At 48.2% G+C, this 26,580-nt stretch carries 23 protein-coding genes; 1 reads left to right on the top strand and 22 read right to left on the bottom strand.

Annotation, left to right across the window (positions count from 1 at the left end):
* The 21 genes from recA to lepA form a co-directional block, all read right to left on the bottom strand.
* Positions 1 to 1,098 carry a recombinase RecA gene (gene recA, locus KPC83_RS03820; protein WP_216277960.1) on the bottom strand — a complete coding sequence of 366 codons (1,098 nt, stop codon included), beginning with the start codon at positions 1,096 to 1,098 and terminating at the stop codon, positions 1 to 3.
* Positions 1,099 to 1,368: 270 nt separating this feature from the next.
* Positions 1,369 to 1,866: a CinA family protein gene (locus tag KPC83_RS03815; RefSeq protein ID WP_216277959.1), complete on the bottom strand. Its 498-nt coding sequence runs from the start codon at positions 1,864 to 1,866 to the stop codon at positions 1,369 to 1,371.
* A gap of 6 nt (positions 1,867 to 1,872) precedes the next feature.
* Positions 1,873 to 2,505 carry a CDP-diacylglycerol--glycerol-3-phosphate 3-phosphatidyltransferase gene (gene pgsA / locus KPC83_RS03810; protein WP_216277958.1) on the bottom strand — a complete coding sequence of 211 codons (633 nt, stop codon included), beginning with the start codon at positions 2,503 to 2,505 and terminating at the stop codon, positions 1,873 to 1,875.
* Positions 2,505 to 3,854: a 30S ribosomal protein S12 methylthiotransferase RimO gene (rimO, locus tag KPC83_RS03805; RefSeq protein ID WP_216277957.1), complete on the bottom strand. Its 1,350-nt coding sequence runs from the start codon at positions 3,852 to 3,854 to the stop codon at positions 2,505 to 2,507. Before rimO ends, pgsA begins: the two co-directional genes overlap by 1 nt.
* A gap of 10 nt (positions 3,855 to 3,864) precedes the next feature.
* The gene (locus KPC83_RS03800) at positions 3,865 to 4,362 is read right to left on the bottom strand and encodes a YajQ family cyclic di-GMP-binding protein (protein WP_216277956.1); all 498 of its coding nucleotides are present in this window, start codon (positions 4,360 to 4,362) and stop codon (positions 3,865 to 3,867) included.
* Positions 4,363 to 4,451: 89 nt separating this feature from the next.
* On the bottom strand, positions 4,452 to 5,696 hold the full coding sequence (locus KPC83_RS03795; protein WP_216277955.1) for a RodZ family helix-turn-helix domain-containing protein: 1,245 nt from the start codon (positions 5,694 to 5,696) through the stop codon (positions 4,452 to 4,454).
* The gene (locus KPC83_RS03790; RefSeq protein WP_216277954.1) at positions 5,696 to 8,443 is read right to left on the bottom strand and encodes a DNA translocase FtsK; all 2,748 of its coding nucleotides are present in this window, start codon (positions 8,441 to 8,443) and stop codon (positions 5,696 to 5,698) included. The genes KPC83_RS03795 and KPC83_RS03790 overlap by 1 nt, the downstream gene beginning before the upstream one ends.
* Position 8,444: 1 nt before the next feature.
* Positions 8,445 to 10,145, bottom strand: coding sequence for a ribonuclease J (locus tag KPC83_RS03785; protein WP_253200858.1), 1,701 nt, complete (start codon positions 10,143 to 10,145; stop codon positions 8,445 to 8,447).
* A 240-nt stretch (positions 10,146 to 10,385) separates the two neighbouring features.
* Positions 10,386 to 12,632 carry a polyribonucleotide nucleotidyltransferase gene (locus KPC83_RS03780; protein ID WP_216277953.1) on the bottom strand — a complete coding sequence of 749 codons (2,247 nt, stop codon included), beginning with the start codon at positions 12,630 to 12,632 and terminating at the stop codon, positions 10,386 to 10,388.
* Between the two features lie 134 nt (positions 12,633 to 12,766).
* Positions 12,767 to 13,045 (bottom strand): 30S ribosomal protein S15, encoded by a 279-nt coding sequence (gene rpsO / locus KPC83_RS03775; protein WP_216277952.1) that lies wholly within the window; start codon positions 13,043 to 13,045, stop codon positions 12,767 to 12,769.
* A 179-nt stretch (positions 13,046 to 13,224) separates the two neighbouring features.
* Positions 13,225 to 13,974: a DNA repair protein RecO gene (gene recO, locus KPC83_RS03770; RefSeq protein WP_216277951.1), complete on the bottom strand. Its 750-nt coding sequence runs from the start codon at positions 13,972 to 13,974 to the stop codon at positions 13,225 to 13,227.
* 2 nt (positions 13,975 to 13,976) lie between these two features.
* Positions 13,977 to 15,005 carry a GTPase Era gene (era, locus tag KPC83_RS03765; protein ID WP_216277950.1) on the bottom strand — a complete coding sequence of 343 codons (1,029 nt, stop codon included), beginning with the start codon at positions 15,003 to 15,005 and terminating at the stop codon, positions 13,977 to 13,979.
* 24 nt (positions 15,006 to 15,029) lie between these two features.
* Positions 15,030 to 15,407 carry a diacylglycerol kinase family protein gene (locus KPC83_RS03760; RefSeq protein WP_216277949.1) on the bottom strand — a complete coding sequence of 126 codons (378 nt, stop codon included), beginning with the start codon at positions 15,405 to 15,407 and terminating at the stop codon, positions 15,030 to 15,032.
* On the bottom strand, positions 15,404 to 15,961 hold the full coding sequence (gene ybeY, locus KPC83_RS03755) for an rRNA maturation RNase YbeY (protein ID WP_216277948.1): 558 nt from the start codon (positions 15,959 to 15,961) through the stop codon (positions 15,404 to 15,406). Before ybeY ends, KPC83_RS03760 begins: the two co-directional genes overlap by 4 nt.
* Positions 15,942 to 16,925, bottom strand: a complete 984-nt coding sequence (locus tag KPC83_RS03750; RefSeq protein WP_216277947.1) for a PhoH family protein — start codon at positions 16,923 to 16,925, stop codon at positions 15,942 to 15,944. Before KPC83_RS03750 ends, ybeY begins: the two co-directional genes overlap by 20 nt.
* Positions 16,926 to 16,934: 9 nt before the next feature.
* Positions 16,935 to 18,206, bottom strand: coding sequence for a MiaB/RimO family radical SAM methylthiotransferase (locus tag KPC83_RS03745; protein WP_216277946.1), 1,272 nt, complete (start codon positions 18,204 to 18,206; stop codon positions 16,935 to 16,937).
* A 4-nt stretch (positions 18,207 to 18,210) separates the two neighbouring features.
* Positions 18,211 to 19,359, bottom strand: a complete 1,149-nt coding sequence (gene dnaJ / locus KPC83_RS03740; protein WP_216277945.1) for a molecular chaperone DnaJ — start codon at positions 19,357 to 19,359, stop codon at positions 18,211 to 18,213.
* 156 nt (positions 19,360 to 19,515) lie between these two features.
* The gene (locus KPC83_RS03735; protein ID WP_253200857.1) at positions 19,516 to 20,553 is read right to left on the bottom strand and encodes a DnaJ domain-containing protein; all 1,038 of its coding nucleotides are present in this window, start codon (positions 20,551 to 20,553) and stop codon (positions 19,516 to 19,518) included.
* A 204-nt stretch (positions 20,554 to 20,757) separates the two neighbouring features.
* A complete protein-coding gene (gene hemW / locus KPC83_RS03730) occupies positions 20,758 to 21,993 on the bottom strand; it encodes a radical SAM family heme chaperone HemW (RefSeq protein ID WP_216277944.1) in 1,236 nt (411 codons plus the stop codon).
* Positions 21,990 to 23,018: a tRNA dihydrouridine synthase DusB gene (gene dusB, locus KPC83_RS03725; protein WP_216277943.1), complete on the bottom strand. Its 1,029-nt coding sequence runs from the start codon at positions 23,016 to 23,018 to the stop codon at positions 21,990 to 21,992. Before dusB ends, hemW begins: the two co-directional genes overlap by 4 nt.
* A 3-nt stretch (positions 23,019 to 23,021) precedes the next feature.
* Complete coding sequence (lepA, locus tag KPC83_RS03720) at positions 23,022 to 24,830, bottom strand: translation elongation factor 4 (protein ID WP_216277942.1); 1,809 nt, start codon at positions 24,828 to 24,830, stop codon at positions 23,022 to 23,024.
* A gap of 192 nt (positions 24,831 to 25,022) precedes the next feature.
* Here lepA and rpsT point away from each other — a divergent pair, with 192 nt between their 5' ends.
* Entirely contained in the window at positions 25,023 to 25,283 is a 261-nt protein-coding gene (gene rpsT, locus KPC83_RS03715; protein ID WP_216277941.1) for a 30S ribosomal protein S20, read from the top strand.
* Between the two features lie 261 nt (positions 25,284 to 25,544).
* Here rpsT and holA read toward each other — a convergent pair whose 3' ends face one another.
* Positions 25,545 to 26,570, bottom strand: coding sequence for a DNA polymerase III subunit delta (gene holA, locus KPC83_RS03710; protein WP_253200856.1), 1,026 nt, complete (start codon positions 26,568 to 26,570; stop codon positions 25,545 to 25,547).
* Positions 26,571 to 26,580: the final 10 nt, after the last annotated feature.

Below are 26,580 nucleotides of genomic sequence, written 5' to 3'. Positions count from 1 at the left end.
TTAAGCCTCATCTTGAAGGGTAGGTGCTGTATCCACCAGTTCACCAACCGGCGCATCATCAAAATCGAGACCACAGGCAACACGAATACGATGTTCAATTTCTTCTGCAAGTTCAGGATGTGTTCGTAAAAACTCTTTTGCAGCTTCACGACCTTGTCCAAGTCGCTCTTGTTCATAGGTATACCAAGCACCTGATTTATGGACAATCTCGAAGTCTACACCCATATCTACAATAGAGCCTTCTTTTGAAATGCCCGTTCCATACATAATGTCAAACTCTGCTTGTCGAAATGGTGCAGCTACTTTGTTTTTGACAATCTTACAGCGTACACGGTTGCCAATAATATCCTGACCATTTTTGATGCTTTCAAATTTGCGAATGTCAATGCGAACTGAAGAGAAGAATTTAAGAGCACGACCACCGGTTGTTGTCTCAGGACTACCAAACATGACACCAATTTTTTCGCGCAACTGGTTAATAAAAATACAGGTAGTTTTTGATTTAGACAAAGAGCCTGCAAGCTTTCTGAGCGCTTGGCTCATGAGACGAGCTTGAAGTCCTACAGAAGTATCTCCAATCTCGCCCTCAATCTCCGCACGTGGAACGAGAGCCGCAACCGAGTCTACAACCACAACATCAATAGCGCCTGAACGTACAAGCATGTCACAGATTTCAAGTGCCTGCTCACCGGTATCGGGTTGAGAAATTAATACTTCATCAATATCAACACCAATTCGTGCGGCGTAGTTTGGATCGAGTGCGTGCTCAGCGTCGATAAACGCTACTACTCCGCCAGCAGCTTGTGCTTCAGCCAAAATTTCAAGCGATAGGGTAGTTTTGCCTGAGGATTCAGGTCCGTAAATCTCGATAATGCGCCCTCTAGGTACACCACCAATTCCAAGTGCGCAATCAAGCGATAAAGCACCTGTTGAAATGGCTTCAACCTCAAGTAAGGGACCCCCATCGCCATATTTCATAATAGAGCCATCGCCAAATTTTTTAAGAATAGCAGTCTTGGTTACTTCAATCATCTTGTCGCGATCTTCGCCCGTACTAGGTTGATGAACCTCTTTAGACTGACCTGAGCTTTTAGCCATGAAACCCTCTCTTTCAAACCGGACAGTTGTATCTTACATCGAACAGGCGTTCGTTGCAAGAAGCCTACGGGAATCATACCGAGTACAACTTGCATCTTTTTTCAACATATCTATCAAACATCTAGCGTGAAACTCATTCAAAACTCTCACATTTCTACTTTTTGCAGCTCAGCGCACTATCTAAGACGCAGATTGTTTGAGTTTCTTCATAAGATTTAGAAAAGAGCAACACAATATCTCTGTGTTGAATTAAATTGGCGCTTGCCAAGTCTATGATAGCACCTCACAAATTAGCTCAAAAGCAGCCTGAACAGCCGCGCGGCGTACTTCAGCTCGACTGCCTGAAAAGCAATAACGTTTTACGCGGGTGTGGTTACACATGGCTAAACCAAGGTATACACTGCCAACCGGGTCTAACTCAGTGCCGCCACCAGGCCCTGCATAGCCGGTGGCACTTATGGCAACGTCTGTCGCAAATAGCTGCTGCGCACGTGTAGCCATCTCCAGTGCCACCACCTCAGATACGGCACTGTATTGTGTAAGTGATGATGACTCTACGCCAAGTATTTGTTCTTTAACCTCATCACAATAACTTACTACCCCACCTCGCAAAACCCTTGACGCACCGGCAACATCAGCGATACCAGCTGCAATCAGACCTGCGGTGCATGACTCGGCAGTCGAGATGGTATAACTATGCCGCACAAGGGCATCTACAAGTTTTTGGGCTTGCTGTTCTTGCGTCTCATTATCCGTGTGTGCACACATATGAATCTACACTTTACAAACAACATCGCGTGCATTGTAGAAGTACTGAAGACCAGAAACAATGGTTAACAAAACGGCGATAGCGTAGATGATGTTAGAAACCCACCAAAGTGCATCAGCGTATGCCACAGGCGGTAAGGCACGCCATAATAAAAAGCAGGAAATCGATACCATGGTGGCTGCTGTTTTCCATTTACCTAAGGTATCTGCAGCAATAACTCTTCCTTGAGAACCCGCGAGCATACGAAGCGCACTTACTAAAAACTCACGCAACAAAATAATAAAGACCCCTGCTATACCAACCATGCCTTGCTGAAGCAAGATAAGTAATGCTGAAAAAACAAGGAGCTTATCAGCAATGGGGTCAAGAAATTTTCCGAAGTCGGTTATTTCTCCCCGTCGGCGTGCTAAGGTTCCATCGACTTTGTCGGTTAGCGAGAGCAGCACAAAGAGTATAAATGCAGCAAGCTCAACACCTGCAAATCCTACCTCGGAGCTTGTGTCTGCCGGTATAGAGGTGCGAAGCTCAGCAACAAACATAAAGATAGGAATACAAACTATACGAATACAGGTTACGATATTAGCCGGTGTCCAAATGCTTGTGGGGCCAGCCTTTTCTACTTTACGCTGCTGCGACATTACTCAGTACCTCTCACTACATGACCCATAAGCTCATAGCAAACACTGTCGTCAAACTTGACCATTACTATATCGCCCACCGAAGCCTCGCCAAGTGGAAGATGTACAGCACCATCGCTATCAGGAGCTTGAAACCATGCATGTCCAATAAGCTCTGGCCCCTCATCGCCCTCATCGATGCCATCAATCAACACCAGTGCAGTCTCACCCACATGGGCAGCAGTTGATGCAAATCCGAGCTCTTCTGCTACATCAAGTCCCGCTTGGGTACGTGCTAAGATAACATCATCCGCAACCTGATTATCCATATCATAGGCACTGGTACCTTCTTCGCGCGAATACGCAAAAACGCTCGTGTAGTCAAAGGATAAATCGGTCATAAAGTGCAGCATATCCTCAGCGTCTTTATCGGTCTCACCAGGAAATCCAGCTAAATACGTGGTGCGAATAACCATATGAGGAATTTCTGAACGTAGCCACCGGAACAATTCACGAAGCTCCGCCTCTGACCCTGTTCGGTTCATGTCTGCCAGCACATGCTTGCTTACATGCTGTACCGGAATATCGATGTATGGCAACACCTCTGGAGTATCGCGAATTGCTGCAACAAGCTCTTCTGTCATGCCTTCTGGCTGCAGATATAAAACGCGTATCCAAACCTGCTGCTCACGCAAAGCCTCTGCCAAATAAACAAGCAACTGGGCGAGATTTTTGGGACCTGTTGCGCCTTGGCGTTCATCAAAATCACTGCCCCAAACACCGGTATCTTGACCAATGAGAACGAGCTCACGAACACCACCTGCAACCAGCTCTTGTGCCTCAGCAAGAATTTGTGCAGCTGAGCGTGATTGGTAGGCTCCGCGAATATAAGGAATTGCGCAGAAGCTGCAAAAACGATCACATCCATCAGAGATTTTGAGATAGGCTACTGCGCTTTCAACCGTACGCTTAACCTTAGGTAGATGAGGAGGTTCACTGCGCTTGATACCAAGTACCGAATCAACCACCGACACAATAGCGTCTTCTTCACGGGTGTTCACAAAGGCAGCAACTTCGGGAAGCTCTGCGTTTAGTTCTTGACCATAGCGCGAAGGAACACAGCCGCACATGATAATTTGCGGGCGGCGTGTGAGACCATCTGCTTCACGCGCAACTTCAAAGGTTGCTTCAAGACTTTCGGTGGTGGCTGCTGCCAAAAACGAACAGGTGTTAATGAGTACTGCCGCCGCCTCTTGCGGGGAATCTGTCTCAGTGTATCCTGCGGCGCTCAACAGCGAGCGCATGCGGTCTGTATCGACCTCATTTTTTGCACAACCAAGGGTTATATAGTGAAGTGAACCAAGTGACATGAATATTTTCCTAGCGATAATTTACAAACTGTAGAGGCTGACCATAGTCTTGTTCGCGTACAAACGCAATAATTGATTGCAAGGCATCTTTTGAAGCCGACGACACGCGGAGCCGGTCTCCCTCAATAGTAACCTTAACCTTTGCTTTGAGGTCTTTAATATCTTTGTTAATACGCTTTGCCAAACTTTGGTCAATACCAGCAATGAGGTGACCCACAACTCGCACGGTACCACCAGAGGCTGCAAGTGGTGCATCCCAGTTTATGGCAGAAAGTTCAATACTGCGTTTAATAAGTTTTGAACCCATGACATCAATAATCTGGCGTGCTACAAAATCTGCGGGTGCATTGATTGTTATAGTTTTTTCAGGCTTAGAAAAGCTTATGCTTGCACCTGAATCTTTCAGGTCATAGCGCTGGGTAATTTCACGTGCCGTTTGTTGATAGGCGTTGTCAACTTCTTGCATATCGACTTCTGAAACAATATCAAAGCTTGAATCTTTTGCCATTAGTATCCCTCACTATCATACGTTGTATCGAAGTTTTCAGAACTAGAATCTCTCAATGAGAGGCATCAAAGCTTATGTACACTCAAACACTACGCTGTGCCCGTCGATTCTTGCTGCTGAGCCGCATCTTGTCCCTCTTGGGCAGGAGCCTCGGGAGCCGGCGAGCTAGCTGCAGGTACCCGGATTAAAATCTTTCCAATACCAGACGATTTAGAATCATATCGCACGCGTTCACCATCTTTGGTGACTTCAACATCAGCGGGTGCATTCGTTGATATTTCAATCGACTGTTTAACAATGTATTCATGGCTAAAGCCTTTTACTACGTTTCCCGACTCAGCAACAAGCTGACCATCAACACGTATTTCAATCCACGCGGTACTAGACCCGGTATAGGCAACTTTGACATGATATTCGCTTGGCGCTTGTGGCTGCTCCTGAGCAGGTGCTTGTTGTAGCTGCTCGGAGCTAGCGGTGTTTCCTGTGGTAGTAGCTTCACGTGTTTTTGCATCTGTTGTGGTTGTACTTCCACTATCAGCACTCGACACTACTGTTGTGGTGGTGGCAGGAGCTGTACACGCGCGAAGGGACAATATAAACACCGCAATCAAAAGGAGTGCTATAAGTGCGAGACAGCCAACTATAAAGCGACGGTCACTCAGCAGAGTGCCCATATTAAACCCACGTTGTGTATTCCGCGCGCGAGCTCCTTGCTGGCGTGTGCCAGCATAGCTGTTACGCCTCTCACGCGCTGGACGAGAATTAGCCCGGCCTCGCTGTGCCAACATGTGCCCGGTGCGTCCGCGCGCGGGATGCATCTGCTGTGTACGCTCCCCACCACGAATCTGAGCAGCATTACGCGCGGGCACCAGTCCAGGGTTTTGCTGAGACCTCCACGAGCGTGTGGGAGTTGGCGTGGAAGTGGGGTGATCAATTTCGGTCACATAACCCGCCTGGGGAGGACGCTGTGCAAAGCGAGAACCAGCTTCTCGCCCATCAACCATGAGGTAGCGCCCTGCATCGTTGGCACTTCGAGGACGCGCGTCCATCGCTCCGGTAAAATTTGAGGAGCTAGCACCTGCCGCTGAATGTTCAAACAGATACAGTCCCTCATAATAGGCATCAACTACTTCGCGCGGGTTAAGTCCTAAAAAACGTGCATAGCTCGAAATCATGCCCTGTGCATACCCGCGCGGTGGCATGGCTTCAAAGTTGCTTGTCTCAAAGTACTCGATAATCTGTGGGCGCATTTTGATGGTGTTAGCCACCTGCTGAATAGAAAGACCCATCTGACGACGACGATTAACCAGCATATCACCAAAGCTTAAACCCATCAGTATCCACCTCCTAGTTCATCTTCGCTTAGTGGCGTCTCAAGCGCTTCAAGTGCCTGTAGTGCCTCCATGTCAAGCAAGACCTCACGGGGTTTTGAGCCATCGGGGGGACCTACAATCCCCTTCTCCTCTAACATATCCATGATTCTACCAGCTCGAGCATAGCCAACTTTGAGACGGCGCTGCAGGCCTGAGGTAGAACCTAGTTGCGAGTCAACCACAATACGCGCTGCGTCCCAAAGCAGCGGGTCATCATCACTTGCATCACGAGCATCGATTTTGCCTGCAACAGTAGCAGGTGTGACCTGCGATAAAATCTCCTCGTGATATTCAACGTGACTATGTTCTTTAATGAAATCGACAACCGAAACAATTTCTTCATCAGATACATAGCAGCCCTGAATACGTTTAGGCTTACCCCAATCAACGCGCGAAAAGAGCATATCTCCCTGACCGGTAAGCTTCTCTGCGCCAGTTTGGTCGAGGATTACGCGTGAGTCAATGCCGGTTGCAACCGTTAATCCGATTCGATTGGTGATATTTGCTTTAATTAAGCCTGTAACTACATTAGAACTCGGCCGTTGCGTCGCAACAATCATATGGATACCAGCCGCACGACCAAGTTGTGCAATGCGAACAATACTTGCTTCAACGTCTTTACCGGCAACCATCATAAGATCGCTCAGCTCGTCAATAACAATAACAAGATAGGGCATCTTGTTGGGTGGATTGTCATAATGCTCAAACTCACCGGCGGCTTGTTTTTCGTTGAAAGTAGCAATCTTTCTAACGCCAATCCGTTCAAATATCTTGAGACGACGCTCCATCTCAGACACCGCCCATTGAAGAGCGCTTGCCGCCTGTTTTGGCTCAGTTACCACGGGAACATACAAATGAGGTAGGCCATCGTAGGGCGCAAACTCTACGCGTTTGGGGTCAATCATGATGAGTCGTACATCTTCAGGGAAGGTTCGCATTAAAAGCGACATAACAATTGAGCTGATAACAACTGACTTACCTGACCCTGTGGTGCCAGCAATCAAAAGATGAGGCATTTTTGCAAGGTCAGCTACCATGGGTGAGCCCTCGGCATCGCGACCAAGCGCAAACTCAAGTGGTCCTCCACTTACATAGGGCAAAATATCACCAAAGGTAACGGTTTGACGAGTTCTATTGGGAATCTCAATACCCACAAGTGAAGTTCCAGGAATAGGTGCAAATATGCGTACCGAATCAGTTGCAAGGGTAAGCGCAATATCATCTTCAAGACTATTTATGCGACTAACACGCTCGCCCTCACCGGGCTGCACCTTAAACGTAGTAACCGTCGGTCCTGCAATCCAACCCACCACAGCAGACTTGAGACCAAATTCATGAAGCGTTGATTCAAGATTTGCCGCTGTCTGTTCAAGCTCTTTAGAGCTTGACGCAGTTTGTTTTGACTGAGGGTTATGACGCAACATAGACATGGGCGGAAGCATAGGCTCTGTGGCCGCTTCTGCTTCATCTGAATGTGGGGCAGCTGCTACCTGCGTAGATGCAATTTGAGTGGCAGACGCTGGTGAAGAGACTTCGTGAGTCTTCAAAAAACTGGGAATAGGCCGCTGTGTTCCCGTTAATGCATCAAGCACCGTTTGTGGCTCAGTATCATTGGTACTGGTTTTGGTGCTAACGTATGTCAAAGGCGGCTCTGCATCGGAATCTACGTCTGAGAGCTCTATTTGAGAGGACGGCCCATCATGCAAAAGCTGCGTTGCAGGAGCTGCATTATCTGTATTCTCTTCATTTACATAGTTATTTTCAATAGGAATAAGCCTTGTTGTAGCAGTGGACGCAGACTCAGCACTTGTGAGCGACGGTGATACATCTTGAGCGGTGGCTTCATCAATCGTGACAAGAGGGTCTTCATCAGGTTCAGATGTGTGGGCAAAATGCTCACGGACACTTGTTTTACGGCTACCAATGAAGCTTGTGACACCTGCTGGTTCCTCAAAAAGCTGCGACTGAGCCCCGCGTACAGGCATAGCTTTGAGCAGCGCACTCTCAGAAGTCTCTTCTCCCCAAGGTGCTTCATTAACATCAATGCTTGGCCGGTGACGAATCCCCTGAATACGGGTACGAACGGCTTCAATAAGCCCTCCAATAGAAAAGCCAAGCAAAACAAGACCGAGCAAAATGAGCCCTGATACAAGCACCAGAGCAATTGATTTACCAAAGGCTGATTGTAGAAGCGATGCCAGACTTGCTCCGAGATAGCCTCCTGAACTGCTCAGGTTTTGGGCGCTAAACATCGGTGAGGTAATAGCATCGGTTCCGGGCACCATGAGTGACAACACTGTGCATATGGCCACAAAAATAAGTAGCCCACCGAGTGCGGTGCGCCCACCCACTAACGATGAGTCTGGTATAAAGAGCAGAGCAGCACCGGCAAGCAAAACAAGCGGTACCACATAGGCACCAAGACCAAATCCTAGGTGGAAGAACTCAGAAATGGCTCGCGTAATGGGAGCGGTACTAGGTGCTATAACTGCTAAAAAACACGCAAGCGCAAGTACTCCAAGTATAACGCCTGCTATATCGCGGTAAGCGCCCCTATCGAGTAAGGGCTCTACTGGAGCGGCAGCTGGGGCTTTTGCGCTCGGTGTCTGTCGAGCGCGAAGACCTGCTCCTGTATATTGGTTTGAGCGGCTACCTGTTGTAGCTGAGCGTTTTTTGTTGTTGTTCTTTTTAGCGGAGGCAGCTGCCACCTTAGACCTCCATTACCACAGGAATAATCATGGGACGTGTGCGCGTGTGATTCCAGATATAGTTTGACAAGGAATCGCGCAGCGCCTTTCTGAGCGCATCGGTTCCGCTGGCTGTATAGTTAAATTTACCACGAGCAATTGTGTTTTTGATAGTTTCTGCGGCATCAGCACTAAAGGCATCATCAACACTAAACGATACACCGCGGGATGAAAAATCAACTTTATCGACGCATCGACGCTTCATATTGATAACAGCAACTGCAGTTACCATGCCATCGCTCGCGAGCTTTTGGCGGTCGCGCAAGACGATGGGGTCGGTATCACCAATACGGAGACCATCAACATAGACAACACCCGATTCAACCGCTCGACCACGCTTTACTCTGCCGTGCTTAATCTCAAGCGTATCACCATTGTCAACAATGAAAATACGCTCGCGCGGAATACCCATCTGCTCTCCTAGCTTGGCATGAGCTCGCAAATGAATCGCTTCGCCATGCACCGGCATAAAGTAGCGTGGATTAACCATACCAATCATGAGCTTAAGCTCTTCTTGGCTTCCGTGTCCTGATACGTGTATTAAGCAGCGATTCTTATCGTACACATCGCACCCAAGCTTAGCTAAGCTGTTAACAACCTGCTGCACTGCCTTTTCATTTCCGGGAACCGGAGTGGCAGAGAGGATTACTGTGTCACCCTCATGAATAGAAAGTGTTTTATGCTCGCCGTTTGCCATGCGTGAAAGCGCTGAGAGCGGTTCTCCCTGAGAACCTGTGCAAAGCACAACAATTTGTTCATCAGGAATACCGTGCAAGTCAAACGCATCAATCAAATCAGCGTCATCGAGCTTGAGATAGCCAAGCTCACGAGCCACACGCGTATTGGTGAGCATGGAGCGACCTGTTACCACTACCTTACGTTTGCAGGCCCGTGCAGCATCACATACCTGTTGGAGGCGATGTATCTGACTTGAGAATGTTGCTACAAACACGCGGCCACGGGCGTTTTTAATAGCGTCAAATAAGTAAGGCCCAACCGCTGCCTCAGAGGGAGTAAAACCGGGGCGCACGGAGTTGGTTGAATCAGCGAGCAAGAGATCAATTCCCTCAGCGCCAAACTGAGTAATTGCTGCATAATCAGGACGAATACCATCAATGGGAGTTTGGTCAAGCTTATAATCGCCGGTGTGAAAAACAGTGCCTTGTGGACTTTTGATACGCAGTGAAAAAGCGCCTGGAATTGAGTGAGTGATGGATACAAAGTCTATTCTCAAGCAGCCCAGCGTAATATGTGAGCGGCTCTGTACCTCGCGAAACTTTTGACCTCTAATCTTAAACTCAGCAATTTTGCCCTGAATCATGCCAATGGTTAGCTTGCTCGAATAAATGGGAACGTGGGTATTAAGGTCGCGCAACAAATATGGCAGAGCACCAATATGGTCTTCATGCCCATGAGTAATAATAATTCCTCGAAGCTTATCTTCATGCTCGAGTACATAGGTGTAGTCGGGCAAAACAAGGTCAATTCCGGGCTGAGAATCATCGGGAAACATAAGACCCGCATCAACCAAAACCATATCATTGCCGCACTCAAAGAGTGTCATATTTTTGCCAATACCATCAAGGCCGCCCAAAGGAATAATCTTTAAGGGAGCATCTTCACGCATCCGGCGGGGTGCATGCGTTCGTTCGCTTGTTGTCATAGTTAGACCAACAGTCCTTTCAATCGTTTCTTTATGTACATGATGGCTACTCCATCATTTCTAAGATAGTGCAGGTGCTCGAGGCACAATTGCCTATAGTTTACCCGTGTTATATATTCCTAGAACTGCCATACGAGATTTGTATATGAATTACGTACGTTTGCCTACCAGAAAAAACGACCCCGTTTGGGGTCGTTTGTTTACATCACTTGTGCCATACAAATTGCTAAGCCGATACGCTTACTCGCTCTCAACATGACGACGGCGTGGCGTGCGTCCACCACCATCTCCGGGGCTTCGACGATCGGTATAGTCAAACTCACGCGGCGCGCGGCTACGACGCGGACGATCGCTGCGCTCACGACGAGGAGCATCCGCGTTTGCGCTACCGGGAGCTTCCGGCTTATCAAGGCGGTCTAATGAAATCTTGCCGCGGTCATCAACCTCAATTACTTCTACCTGTACTTCATCGCCAACGTTGAGCACATCTTCAATCTTTTCAACACGTCCCTTAGCAGCACGTGAAATATGCAGGAGTCCGTCTTTACCAGGTAACAGATTAACAAATGCACCAAATGGTTGAAGCGCTACCACACGACCCGAATAGGTCTCGCCTACCTCAGGCACCTTCACAATCAGCTGAATACGCTCAATAGCCATCTCAACGGTATCGCCCGTGCCACCTACATAGACCGTACCATCTTCTTGAATATCAACCGAAGCGCCAGTCTCGTCTTGAATAGCGCGGATTACCTTGCCACCTGTACCGATAACCTCACGAATTTTGTCAACCGGAACCGTGATAGATACAATGCGCGGAGCAGTAGGACGTGTTGTCTCGCGCGGCATTGAAATAGCTTGAAGCATGGTGTTAAGAATATGGGCACGACCCTCTTTTGCCTGTTGCAAGGCTTGAGCTAGAATCTCAAAGGTGAGGCCCGTTGCTTTGTTATCCATTTGCAACGCGGTAATACCACGCTCGGTACCACATACCTTAAAGTCCATATCACCGAGGAAGTCCTCAAGGCCTTGAATATCAGAAAGCACAACGGTCTTACCCGCCTCCTGAATAAGACCCATAGCAATTCCTGAGACCGGACGTTTAAGCGGCACGCCACCATCCATAAGTGCTAGCGTGCTACCGCAGGTAGATGCCATTGAACTAGAGCCGTTTGATTCCATAACCTCAGATACAACACGAATGGCATACGGGAAATCGGTCTCAGTGGGCAGTACGGGCAAGAGCGCGCGCTCAGCAAGGTTGCCATGACCAATTTCTCGACGCTTAGGTGCACCCATGCGACCAGTCTCACCGGTGCAATACGGCGGGAAATTGTAGTGATGCATATAGCGTTTTGTCTCTTCAGGCTCAATGGTATCAAGACGCTGCGCCTCATTGAGCATGCCGAGCGAGAGCACTGAAAGGACTTGCGTTTGTCCGCGCTGGAACAAACCAGAGCCATGTACGAGGGGCAGATAGTTGGGTTTCACCATAAGCGGACGAATTTCATCGGCACGGCGACCATCAACACGCTCGCCAGTCTCAACTACCATCATACGCATTGCCTGCTTCTCAAGTTTTTTGAGCTGAACGGGCAAATCGCGCTCAAAAAGCTCTTGCTCCTCATCGCTAAACTCAGCGATGATAGCCTCTTTAAGTGCAGCAACCTTATCTTGACGTGCTAGCTTATCAGCATCAGCAAGGGCGCATGCCATCTCATCATAGTGTGCAAACACACGCTCATGAACTTCTGCAGAAGGCTCATCGAGCGGATATTCACGCTGAACAATGGCGCCGTTGAGCTCTTCATACGCCTCAACAAACATAAGCTGAGCATCACAGAACGCGCCGATAGCTTCTTGTCCAAACTTCATGGCGGCAAGCATATCTTCTTCGGTAATCTCATCAGAAGAGGCTTCAACCATAGAAATAAAGTCACGCGTACCTGCAAGCTCTAAATCGAGGTCGGAGTTTGCACGCTCCTCATAGGTGGGGTTAACGATAAACTCATGGGTCTCACGATTGCGGCCAATGCGCACACAAGCCAAAGGCCCCTCAAAGGGCACTCCTCCAAGTGTCATGGCTAAAGAGGCACCCATAGTGCATATGACATCGGTAGGATTTATCTGATCTGCAACCAATGAAGTAGCAACAATTTGTACCTCATTGCGAAAGCCATCAGGAAAGCTTGGACGAATAGGACGGTCAATCATACGTGAAGTTAAGGTAGCCTTTTCAGAGGGTCGGCTCTCACGCTTGAGATAGCCTCCTGGAATACGGCCTACCGCATACATTTTCTCGATAAAATCTACCGTCAAGGGGAAGAAGTCGTAGTTTTTACGCTCACGCGAAACAACAACGGTGGTTAAAACGGTGGTGTCGCCTTGCTTTACAAGCGCGGCACCGGTGGCCTGCTTTGCAAGCTCACCTGCCTCAAAGGTGTAGGTTTTGCCATACAGCTCAAAGGACTTGGATACGAGTGTCATATTCCCTCTCATCTCCGTATACCGCATCGTATACGGGAAACATCTGGCTCGGATTTCCGAGCAATGGTGAGACCAGTTTTGGCCCCTACATGAAAGAGGCGCGTACCAAAGACGCGCCTCACCATGATCAGTTTCTACTGAATGTTATCGCGGATACCGAGTTCGTGAATCAGCTCACGATACTCGTTAATGTCGTTTTTCTTGATGTACGAAAGCAGACGACGGCGCTTACCAACAAGCATCAAAAGACCACGACGGGTATGGAAGTCTTTCTGATGAGATTTCATGTGCTCAGTGAGCTCCTTGATGCGATCGGTCAGAATTGCCACCTGAACCTTAGAATTACCAGTGTCTTGGGCATTCTTTCCAAACTTAAGCGTGAGTTCAGCCTTGCGCTCTTTGGAGATGGTCATATGTGCCACCTTTCATATCAGGGGAATATATCCCAATTCGCCTCGAACTGGGTAGTCGCCGGTGGAGCGAACAACCAAGTACGAGGTACCAACAGCAGACAACTTTACCACAGGAACTCCATCACCCCAAGATACACACAGAAGGAGCGCGCCGAGCATGTACATAGCAAGGAGATAATCTACAAGCTCAGGCTAAATTCAAGTGAACGTATTCGGGTATCAAGATGAGTTTCAGCCCACATATGTGCAATATGCAGAAGTGTTGTAGCAGATACAGCATCGAGCTCTGTAGATAGTAGCTGCGTAAAGCTCGCGTTGATATAAAACGTGAGCCAACTAAAAAGAGAAGCATCCACCTCTTCTGCACCGGCTACCGAATGTGCACATGACGCGCATAAACTGCCACCAGCCGCTGTTGAGATATAAGAAACAGACACATCTCCACATGACACACAGCTATCCCAGTCTGGTCGATAGCCCATGTGGCTTACAACCTTAAATATGTAGGCAGCAACTAACATGTCAAATTGCGTGCTGCTAGAAACCTGCGCTAACAGCTCAAGCACCCGCGTTGTAATGGCAAACAAAAAAGGGTCTTCTATGTCTTCTGAGCTTGCAAGAAGCGCAATATCATTTATGACACTTGCGGCACTTAACAGCTCATAGCTCGGAGCAGCACCCAAAGGAGCGGCTATAAGCTCTGCCTGCGAGACTATATCTAAATTGCGGCCTTTAGCAAATAAGGCATCAACAATGCAGCATAAGTCACAGCGTGCAGCCAAGCGCGAACCGGGTTTTCGAGCACCTTTTGCCACAGCACGAATTTGTCGTCCGGTGTGAGCAAGCATGGTGAGAATTACATCAGTTTCTTTAAGCTTGGTTTTTTTAAGCACCAAGGCAGTTTCGCGATATGTCTTGGTTCCAGGCATGTTTATTCATCTTCTAACGAATAGCCGAACAAACGAATGTCACGTGCAGAATCACGCCAGTGAGGCTTAACCTTTACCGAAAGCTCCAGAAATACGCGGCGATTAAACAGGCGCTCTAAATCTTCGCGCGCTTCACTTCCTAAGCGCTTAATCATGGCACCTTTTTTGCCAATAAGAATGCCTTTTTGCCCCTCGCGTTCAACAAAGATTGTTGCATTGATGCGCAGCAAACCATGCTTTCCTGCCTCAAGCGTGTTACAAAGGACACCCACCGAATGAGGAATCTCCTCACTGGTACGCAACAGTACCTTCTCACGAATAAACTCAGCAACGAGCATCTCATCAGGCTCATCGGTATCCATATCCTCAGGAAACCATTTAGGTCCAGAAGGCAAATGCTCGGTCACGAGTTGCACAAAGGACTCCACATTAAAGCCAACGTGCGCAGATACCACTAAGACCTCATCAAACGCGATGACTGAGCGCGCTGCACTAATCTGAGCTTCAATTTCTGTGCTTCCTACTTTGTCGGCCTTGGTGAGTACCAGCAGTTTATAGGCATGAGTGTGAGCCAAATGCTTGGCTACCCACTCATCGCCGCGTCCAAAGGGCGCAGACGCATCAACCACAAAGGCAATAACATCAACATCTTGAATCTCAGCCAAGGCAACACGATTTAGCTCGGTACCTAAGCCATCTTTTGGCTTATGAAGTCCAGGAGTATCTACGATAACTATTTGTGTATTTGGCCGATTGATAACAGCACGCATGCGGCGACGCGTTGTTTGTGCAACTGGTGAGGTAATTGCAATGCGTTGTCCCATACACGCATTGAGCAAGGTTGACTTGCCTGCATTTGGGCGACCAATTAGTGCTACAAAACCACTTTTGAAGTTTGAGTCAACCTGAAGCGATACCGAATCCTCGTGCTTGGACAGATAGGCATCAAGCTCCTCATCACTCAATGCTTCAAAATCAGCAAAGCTCAGCTCATGGTCTGGTGTCTCATTGATGCTTTGATGCTTTGTCATACATGTTTCCTTACTGTTGCATACCTAGACCCAGCCCAAGGCATGAGCATATACCAAACAGCCTACAATAGCTGCCACGCACGAAAGCACATATACGCTCGCCGCTGCAATATCTTTCGCACGTTTTGCGAGTGGGTGAATGTCTTGGCAAGCAAGATCGACCACCGCCTCAAGTGCGGTATTTGCAAGCTCAGCATGTAAAACTAAACCACAGCAAAACAAAATGATAATCCAGGAGATGACATCAAGTTGAAGCACAATACCTAAACTTAGCGCAGCCGCTCCTATCACCAGCATAATTTTAATATTGCGCTCGGTTTTTACCGCTGTCATAAAGCCCTCAAGCGCAAAGGCAAATGAGCGGACAAAACTTGGATGGTCTTTTTGGGAACCCGGAATCATAGCTGCTCTCTCAATCGTTTTAGCTGAAGATATTCATCTTCGTGATGGGTGGTTGGGCCAATAAGCACAGACGATGGGTCATCCCCCCGCCAACGGGCAAGGGATTGCAGAACAGCAAGTTCGTGTGCTTCCATAATGCATGCATCGCTTTCATTGAGGTGGTCAAAGCCCAATATATGCAGAAGCCCATGTACAAACATCAAGCGAAACTCATCTTCAAAACTTGTATCAAATTGAGGGGCTTGCGCGGCAATAATTTCAGGGGCGAGCACAATATCACCAAGCTCAAGTACTTCATTACAAGGTATGTCCTCATCAAAGGGTGAATCACAGGCAAATGACAAGACATCGGTCGGCGCATCAATCTGGCGCCATTCAAGGTTGAGCGCCTGAATAGTAGTAGCGCCTACCACACTTACAGATAAGCAACACGCACGCTCAATTGCCAGTTCTTGAAGACACAGCTCTCCTGCTATGCGCAGCTCTTCATGCTCAAGCGGACATACCTGACCGTCTTCAATAATCACATCAATCTCAAGCGCTTGTGTGTTCATGAGACTCCTCACGTCGGTGTTGTTCAAAGTGCTCATAGGCAGCAACAATATTGCCAACAAGCTGATGGCGAATCACGTCTTCTTGTCCCAAATGAACAAAGGCAATATCAGAAATACCCTGCAAAATACGCTCAATATGGGTTAAGCCGCCAATGGGGCGTGCTAAATCTCGCTGTGTTGTATCACCGGTAATAACAAAACGTGCATTAAAGCCTAGGCGCGTCAAAAACATTTTCATCTGCTCAGGCGTGGTGTTTTGTGCCTCATCTAAAATAACAAAAGCATCGTTGAGTGTGCGTCCGCGCATATATGCAAGCGGTGCAATTTCAATGATACCGTGCTCAAGATATTCTGTAACACGCTCAGTATCGGTGAGGTCAATTAGTGCATCCATAAGAGGACGCACATACGGGTCAAGTTTTTCTTCTAAGCCTCCTGGCAAGAAACCTAAGCTCTCCCCTGCTTCTACAACCGGTCGCGTGAGTACGATGCGACTAATTGTTTGTTGCTTGAGCATAGATAGCGCCATCGCTATAGCCAGATAGGTTTTGCCCGTACCGGCAGGTCCAAAACAAAAGGTCATAGTGTTTTGAGTCATAGCTGATATATATGCCTGTTGATGAGGTGTTTTAGGTCGAATGGATTGAGAGTTTTGCATCAAAATAGCATCCGTTGAAAAACCAAGTGCCGGCGCAGCGCTTGATTGAATGCTTTGGTAGTAACGCTCAATATCTGCGTCATTAATATGCTCTCCGTGACGGAGTAGGTCAAAGAGCTGCATAAAAAGTTGATGCAGATACTCAAGGTCATGACTGGAGCCACTCAAAATAAGCATGCGCCCGCGAAGCACCACACGCGCTGGGCTCAAGGCATGTATACGTCGCAAATGCGTATCAGCAGGACCTACCAAGAGCTTAAGGTCAACATCTTCTGGAACAACAAGTTTGATGGTAGCAGACTCCATATGTCTCCCTTATGCATGACAGAGCGAAGCATAGAGCGTGCCCTGTTCATCAATTGAGTGCAAGCGAACTTGATGGAGCGCGGGTACATCGAGCTTAAAATCTTCATCATCACAGATTACTCGATGAAACGAGCCTAATGTTGCCATGCGTCCTGTCTCAAAGATAGCACGCTCAACGCTTCCTACGCGCTTGAGGGCATCTGCGCGTGCCATCTGCTCAGCACAAACACGGAGACGGAGCGCGCGTTCAGCTTTGAGTTCAGGTGCGATTTGGTTCTCCATATCGGCCGCAGGAGTACCTGGACGCGGACTAAAACGAAAGACATGCATGCGAGAAAACCCAAGTTGTTTGCACGTAGAAAGACTCTCTTCAAATTCATCGTCTGTTTCTCCTGGAAATCCAGCGATGACATCAGTTGATAAGGCAATCTGTGGAACTTGAGCGCGTAGTTGCTCTGCAAGCGCAAACACACGCTCGACTGAGTATGGGCGGTGCATACGTCTAAGTGTTGCGTTAGAGCCCGATTGCAAGGGTAGGTGCACAAACGGTGCCACCTTTTGATGCAGCGTAGCCATCGCCTCAATCAATCGCTCATGAACATCCATGGGTTCAATTGATGAAATGCGAATTTGCGGAATAGTTGTTTTCTCAGCAATGATATATAGAAGTTCCGCAAGGTCTATACGCGCGCCCGCTGGCGTTAATGCGTGATAGGTTCCTAGGTTTACACCGGTTAAAACTACCTCAGCTGCTCCACGCTGAGCAGCCTCTTCTACGTCGCGAAGAATATCGTCTACCGCCATTGACTGTTCGCGCCCGCGTGCCTTCCACACAATACAATAACTGCAGCGATGATTACAGCCGTCTTGAATTTTGATGCCAACACGCGCCATAGATAGCATATCTACTGGTGCATGCCCTCTCAGATGCGTAACGTCTATCTTGAGTGCTGAACACAAACGAGAGACGACACGAGTTTTTTGTGGCTCTGCCAATACGCGGTGCGACAAGGACTCATACGCTGCAGCGTTTAAGTTCACTGCACAACCTGTTACCAGTACCAAGGGATTACCGGGAAGCGCAAGGGCGCGGCGAACCGCCTTGCGTGTTTTTGCCTCAGCCTCACCGGTTACCGCGCAGGTATTGATAACAACTACGTCTCGTGTATCAGCTGCTGCCAGCGAAAATCCCGCACGCACTAAATCACGCTCAATCATGTCTGACTCAACACGATTAACGCGACATCCTAAATTGATAACCTCAGCATGTAGTGTGTGCATAGACTTAGTCATTAAAGATATCGTCAATGGTATCCCTGATATATTCGCCCACACTCCGTTTAGTGTTTACAGGGGTTTGAGCGAGTTGAGCTAACTTTTCAAGCAATTCACGCTCTTCTGCTGACAGAGTCCGAGGAATTTCTATCGCCAATGAAACTATAAAGCGGCCACGTGAACCACCGCCACCCATGCGCGGCATACCCTTTTCGTTTACGGTAATCAAATCGCCAAATTGGGAGCCAGCAGGAACCTCAACGGTTACCATCTCATCGGGCATAATGCCGGGGAGCTCAAGCGTGGTACCTAGAGCTGCTTGAACCATTGATATGCGCTGTTCAAGGTACAAATCGTTGCCGCGCCGCTGGAAACGTTCATGCGCTTCAACTTCAACGCTGACAAGCAAATCACCAGAGGCAGCACCGCGATACCCTGCTTCACCAAAGTCTTGAACACGAAGCTGCCGACCAGAACCAATTCCTGCAGGAATGTGAACATCAATTGTTTCGTGAGAGGGGGTGCGACCCTGACCCTGACACATCTCACAGGGATGGTCGATAATTCTTCCCTCGCCATGACAATCAGGACACGGGGCACTTGATTGCACCTGTCCAAAAATAGAGCGTTGTACCTGTGTCACAAAACCAGAGCCATGACAGCGCGAGCAATCCTCTTCTTGTGCACCTTCTGCTAGACCTGACCCATTACAGTCATCACAGGGCGCCATACGGTCAAAACTAATCGTTTTAGTGGTTCCAAGCGCCGCTTCTTCAAGGGTAATGCTCACGTGAATAGACATGTCACGTCCCCGCGTACGCGCCTGCTGTGCACGTCCACCCCCGGTACCACCACCAAAAAAGGAGGAGAAAATATCCTCCATGCCCATGCCGCCAAAAATGTCGGAGATATCTACATATCCACTTCCCATACCAGGACCTGCGGCTGAGCCATAGCGGTCATACATGGCACGCTTTTCTTCGTCTGATAAAACCGAATATGCCTCGTTAAGTTCTTTGAATCGCTCTTCTGCATCAGGGGCATCCGATACATCGGGATGGACTTCGCGGGCGCGTTTCAAAAATGCACGCTTAATAGTACGCTGATCAGCATCGCGCTCGACGCCTAATATCTCGTAGTAGTCCTTTGAATCAGCCACCTGAAAACGTCCTCTCTTATGGCAGAAGAACACCTCAGGACGTATCCCGAGGTGTTTATTGTAACTAGCGCCATTATGCCCCGAAGGTTTCGGTTTATAACACCTTTGCTAATAGAGTAACATGCTCTGGCTACAGCTCGTAAACCAAACGAGCAGCTATGCCCAAATCAAGCTATTACTCATACCTTGTACAAGTGTTTGAGCGCCTCTGCGCCACCAGAGGCTGGTGTGCGTATGAGGCCTTGATGACAAAATTGAAACAACACCATAGATAAGCGGAAGCATGGAGACGATTGAAAATATGTTTATGGAACCAGATACCATTGCAAGAACAAGAAACGGTAGTGCCACACCAATCATACCAAAACCCATGCGCGCCCGCGCATCAAGGCGCTCAGCTGCAACGTGCGCGCGAATTACAAAGTCACCGGCTCCAGCACCGTTTGTACCTGCATTGCCCTTTGCGGGTAGGCGCACCACATCACCGTCGTGCGTATTGGCCTCAAAGTGAATCTGGGCATGGTCAAGGTGCCGCTGCCGCCCTGATCCGGTACATGCAGGACACGGATCTGCCACAACCTGGCCACTTCCCTCGCACTCGGGACACTGCATCTGAGCAGCGCCACTTCCAAATAAGAATGACAAATCAACGGCAATGGAGCCCATACCGTTACAGGTGGGACACCTGCGTGCGTGCTCAGTCGCAACAGACCCGCTACCTTGACAGGCGTCACACGGCTCAAAGCGTTGATAGCTAATGGTGCGTGTTACACCTGCTTGCGCTTCTTCATGACTCAATTCAAGTTCAATGACTACATCTGCCCCGTGCTCAGGGTGATATGCAGAGCTTCGAGGGCGGTTTGAATGAGCCATATCAAAGGGAAATCCAAAGGGAAAGGCGCCAAACCCACCTGCTGTATATGCTCCACCCGCAGAGCTTGGAGCAGTATTGCTGTAGCCAGCAAATGGATTTCCAGCACGGAGCGCATCATAGCGGGCACGCTTTTGATCGTCAGATAGCACGGCGTATGCCTCTGATACCTCCTTGAATTGAGCCTCAGCATCAGGCGCTTTATTGACATCAGGATGCAAGGTGCGCGCTTTTTTCTGAAACGCCTTTTGTATCTCTTTCTTGGTTGCTGTGGATGCAACACCTAAAAGAGCATAGTAATCTTTCTGGTTCATATGAGGCATAAGCGCTTAAATCCTTTCGCAGGCGTTGCTCATGTATGAACAATAGAGATGCACAAGGATACCCCGTTTTGAGCAAAGACGTAGCTTAGATATAAAAGCATAAGGAAAAAATGAGCTTTGCGCACTTCTTATGTGCATAGAATTGATAACGAATAGCTCTATGAAGCGCTGAACAGATTGGGAGTAATGAGCTAAAAACGAGCATTAACAAAAAGCTTTTGGGTGCTCGTGCAAATCCCAAAATGCACCATAGAGCTGATTGCCTAAAAGCCAACCAGTGTGTGTTGGTATAAGAGCCTGACCCAGCGAGTTGCTCTCCCAGCGTGCGAGACCCTGTGCAATTACCATATCGATTGTGCGCCTCAGAGCATCTGCATCAATTACATCCGCACCACGTTCGAGCAACTGCTGCGAAATGCCAGCGGCAGTTCGGCATGCAAGCATAAAATCTTCTGCTACTGCCTCACATTCGTTAAGTTCTTCAAGCTCAAAGCGTATCTCTGAGAAGTCATGTACCTCTATAAGTTCAGACGCCATACTTTCCATGCGTAGGCGTACCCGCGCCGTATCAGTTTGCAGCTGTGGTAGTTGTACAAAAACTGTTTGCAAGCGCTTATACGATGTGGGGCTTAGCATGCTTGCCGCCGAGCTGCCAAGGCCTAGATATTCGCCTCCTGACCAATACATCAGGTTATGCAAGCAAAGAGCACCATCAAGCGCATATGAAGCAACTTCATAACGTGCATAACCTGCATCTGTTAAAACCGATTGTGCATACTCCATATACTGAGCTTGCAAATCTTCATCAGGCTCATCTATATCACCCCTGTTTACAGCAGCAGCAAAACCTGTGCCCTCCTCAATAATTAAAGGATAGCAGCTTATATGATGCGGCTTGAGAGCTATTAGATTGTCTAAGGTATCTGACCAGCTCTTTGGTGTTTGGTAGGGAATCCCACACATTACATCGAGAGAGAGTGTAAGTGGGGTTTGTAGCACCGCTTGTGCACGCATCAGGCCTTGCTCTGCACTGTGGATGCGCCCCAGTGCAGCTAGCTCAAGCTTATGCGTTGATTGTAGTCCCATAGAAATACGGGTAGCACCAGATGCTACCAGCGCAGCTAAACGTTCATCATCAAGAGACTCAGGATTTGCTTCAACGCTTAGCTCAGAAAGCGAGCTCTGAGACAAGGTATTAATCTGTGATACCAGCAGATGGAGGGAATCTGGCATAAGCAGGCTTGGCGTTCCGCCACCAATATAGGCACTGCGCATATTCTCAAACAATCCAAGACCGCTCAACTGCTCTATCAGTGCCCGCAGTTTTTCTGCATATGCATCTGCGTGAGCAAGTTCGGCACGTTCCGCAGAGCTACAAAAATCGCAGTAAGCACATTTGGCATGACAAAAAGGAATATGTAGATACAGACCCTCTATCATGCGTCGCGTGATGAATGGTGCTCAGTTTGAGAGTCATCTACATTGGATAGATGCGTGCGCATATCATCAATGAGACGGCGGAAATCTTCATAGCTTTCGCATTTCACAACCGAGGCACGCCAAGCGGCAGCGTGAGGCATACCCTTTAAGTACCAGCTGGCAAAGCTTCGAGCGCGCCGCATATGAGCACCGGTTTTATGGGTTAGGTCAATATGTTCTGCTAGTGCATCAAGGCGCTCATGCATCTGCTTATCACGAGGTATAGTACCAGCATGTAAAAGTTGTAATGCATCTTCAAAAATCCAGGGATTACCGTAGCTTCCCCGCGCAACCATGACACCAGATGCCTTGGTTGAGCTCAGCATATGCACGGCATCTGCTGCAGACATAACATCACCGCTACCAATAACTGGCACCTGCACCCGAGCAGCCACAGCATCAATAACCGACCAATCAGCCCGTCCCGTATAGAGCTGGCTGGCTGTGCGACCATGAATTGCCACAGCAGCAATACCTGCCGCCTCAAGGCGTGCCGCAATGTCAGGTGCTACATCTGGACCAGACCGAAATGCGCGTCGCAGCTTAACTGTTACCGGAACCTGCGCTTCACGCGTACAAGCACGTACAATCGCCTCAGCCAACTCAGGCTGATCAAGTAAGGCAGAGCCCTCCCCTTTTGTAATAACCTTACGAGCTGGACAAGCCATATTAATATCGATGAGTGCCAGCTTTTCTTGTAAACGGTTCTGGATACCATGCACCGCTGACGCAAACTGTTCAGGCTTTGAGCCAAACAACTGCACAGCAATATGCGGCTCCTCATCTGCAGGTAAAACTAAATCCCATGTTTTTTCACTTGCAAACGCAAGACCCGCAACCGAAACCATCTCAGAATATGCAAGCTGAGCACCATGACGGTAACACATCATACGATATGCCGCATCGGTGACACCTGCCATAGGAGCTAAAAGAAAAGGCTGCTCATTCAACCTATCCCGTATAGCCTGAGGATATGGTGATGTCATAGGTTACTCATCGACCTTAAGGATTGCTAAGAACGCTTCTTGTGGAACCTCAACGCTTCCAATTGCCTTCATGCGTTTCTTTCCTTCTTTTTGCTTCTCCAAGAGCTTGCGCTTGCGCGAAATATCACCACCGTAGCATTTTGCCAACACGTCCTTACGGCGAGCCTTAACTGTTGAGCGGGCAATGATTTTGTTTCCGATAGCACCTTGAATAGGAACCTCAAAGAGCTGGCGTGGAATGATTTCTTTTAGCTTGTCACACAGGGCGCGTGCAAGTCCGTATGCCTTATCTTTATGCACAATAAAAGACAGGGCATCAACGTCATCACCTGAAAGCAAAATATCAAGTTTGACCAAATCGCTTTGGCGGTAATCGCTAAATTCATAGTCAAGCGAGGCATAGCCCTTGGTGCGGCTTTTGAGTTGATCAAAGAAATCTAAGATGAGCTCAGCCAAGGGAATGTCGAAGCGCATCTCAACCGAGCGCTGCGATAGATGAATAATGTCTGTTGTGATACCACGATGCTCAATTGCAAGTTGCATAACCGCGCCTGTATATTCAGGTGGGCAAATAACCTTTGCTCTGAGATATGGCTCCTCAATATGATTAATACGGGTAACATCAGGTAAATCCTGAGGGCTTCTGACAGCAAGCATACTGCCATCGGTTTTAAAGACGTGATAGTCAACGCTTGGGCTGGTGGCAATGAGATTAAGGTCAAACTCGCGTTCCAAACGCTCTTTGACTACTTCCATATGAAGGAGCCCTAAAAAGCCCACGCGAAAACCAAAGCCGAGCGCTACCGAAGTTTCAGGGGTCCACGTGAGCGATGGATCGTTGACATGCAGTTTTTCAAGAGCATCACGCAAGTTCTCATACTCTTTGTTGTCTATGGGAAACAGTCCGGTGTATACCATAGGCTTTGCCTCGCGATACCCACTTAAGGGGGCATCACAAGCACGGTCGCGATAGGTAAGGGTGTCACCTACATGTACCGCCTCAGGGTCTTTAAGACCAGTAACTACAAAGCCAACCTCACCAACACCCAACTGTGCAACGGGGGTTTCGGCGGGTTGCTTTACACCTACTCCATCGACTAAAAAGTCGATGCCTGCCTGCATAAGGCTTAACGTGTCGCCCTTTTTTATGATGCCATCAAAGACGCGAACCATAGCGACAACACCACGATATTCGTCAAAATATGAGTCGAGGATAAGCGCCTTGAGTGGAGCCTCGCTCGACCCGGTAGGTGCTTGAATGAGACATACAATAGCTTCAAGCAAATCATGAATACCAGCACCTGTTTTGCCAGATACGCACACCGCATCATCGGCAGGAATTGCAAGTTCATCTTCAATCTCAAGTTTTACTTCTTCAGGATGAGCACTTGGAAGGTCAATCTTGTTGATGGTTGGCACGATGTCAAGATTAGCGTTCATTGCTAGATTGGCATTTGAAACGGTTTGCGCTTCAACACCCTGCGTTGCATCAACCACCAGCACTGCACCTTCGCATGCAGCAAGCGAGCGTGATACTTCATACGTAAAGTCAACATGACCCGGTGTATCAATGAGATTGAATTGATAAGAATCTCCATCGTCGGCATCATACATGACGCGAACAGCGTTAGATTTGATGGTGATACCGCGCTCACGCTCAATATCCATCGTATCCAATAACTGCGCTTCCATATCACGCTCTTCAACGGTGCGCGTAAATTCAAGGATGCGGTCTGAGATAGTGGACTTACCATGGTCAATATGGGCGACAATGGAAAAGTTCCTGATATGTGTGGTGTCTGTTGTATTCATAAGCGATATGATAGCGAATTACACGCGCAACGGTGAGAGTGAAGTCGTGCATAAATCGTGGTCGTCACGGCTATTCCACAGGCTTTTCCTGTTGCAAGCAGGAAATTTGATGTTATACTCATCTACTGTTTGAAGGAACCGTGTCTCAGTGTCCACACTCAAACAAAGCTTCATCCAGAAAGGAACCAAGAAGTGGCTAACATCAAGTCTCAGAAGAAGCGCATCCGCACCAGCGAAGTTGCTCGCGTACGCAACAAGGCGGTTCGCTCCGAGCTCAAAACACTCGTTAAGCATGTCCATGCTGCCGTGGAGGCTGGCGATAAAGCTGCCGCCCAAGCAGCAGCAACTCGTGCCTATCGTGCACTTGATAAGGCTGTTGCCAAAGGTGTGATTCATAAGAATCAAGCTGCTAATCGCAAGAGCGGCGTTCAGCACTTGGTCAACTCCCTCTAAGCGCTTGCTTTCTAAACTCTCGCTCAAGCTTTTCAAAGGCTTTCTATGGGAGCTTGAGCATCAACACGTTTGTATACCCGGCATCTCGTATGTCGGGTTTTTTGTGCTGCGACATCTGGTACAAGCGTCTAATAATGTAATGCCCAATTAAACCTATCCTTGTTAACCTCTTCTTTATGTGGGGTGTTCTGGGCATAAAAACAAGGTGATGTATAAGGACTATCTGGTTCTAGCAGCAGCGTTGCGCGCATAAATAAATAATTAAACACTCTGCTTTGTGCAAATATTCATCACCCATAGCTCAAAGGCTAGAGCTGAATCACCGGAGCCTTTAAGTGTCTGCTCAAGGTCTGCTGCTGTTCTGAGCGCGTTAATTAACTCGTCATGCGAAAAACCCCGTGCCCAATGAATATGATGTTTAACCTGCCAGTCCTGACGACCCAAACGTTTTGATAAGCTGCCTGACTCTCGGCGTTCGTCCAAACACTGCGCAATCAAAAGCTCACGCAAACGCCGAACCACTAAGCTCTGCAGATATACTTCAGACCCTTGTGGCATACGACGCAGTAAAAGCATTGCTTGCTTTGCATCACGCGCGCTTACCGCATCAAGGAAAGGCCAGGGCTGTGCTTCTGCGGTTCGAGCAACTAAACGTTCAATATCATGTTTTGAAACCTGGGGCACATTCACTTGTTGCGCTAAGCGTTCAAGTGTTGTTGCTAATAGGCGCTCATCATCACCAATACGCGTAATGAGTTCCTGTGCGGCAGACATATCAAGCTGCTTTTGATAGAGCCCTTGCATTTGTTTAATTGCTAGACGTGGGAGTTCATATGCCTTTGTGGGTGAGCAGTCAAGAATAGCTTGCTTTCCAAGGGCTGCAATTGCTTTATATAAGCGCGTATTTTTTGCCAAACTACCAGCAACAAGTAAGCATACGGTAGTTGCGGCGGGTGACGCTAGATAGTCAATTAAGGGCTCAGAAATTGTCTTAGGAAGCCGATCGCAGCCATATAAAATAACCAGCCTAAAATCTGCACCCATGGGAAAGGTATTAAGTGAGCTCACGATATCATCAATAGGAGTATCGGCGCTTAGTTCACGCTCGTCCAGATTGAAATCAAGCATACCGCTTGCCTCTAAACGTGCTTTCATCTTTGCAATTACACGCTGGCGCTTTAATTCGTTGGTTCCAAGCACTAAATAAGCTGGAAGCAAAGCATCTGATGCCACAATACTCCTGTCCTTGGTCTTACATACATCACTCATGGTATGAGTATCTATCATAGCTGAGGTA

This window comes from Collinsella sp. zg1085, from assembly GCF_018889955.1.
Classification (GTDB): Bacteria; Actinomycetota; Coriobacteriia; order Coriobacteriales; family Coriobacteriaceae; genus Collinsella.
Note: the sequence above shows the minus strand (reverse complement) of the source record. Positions and strands in the feature narration are given on the sequence as shown.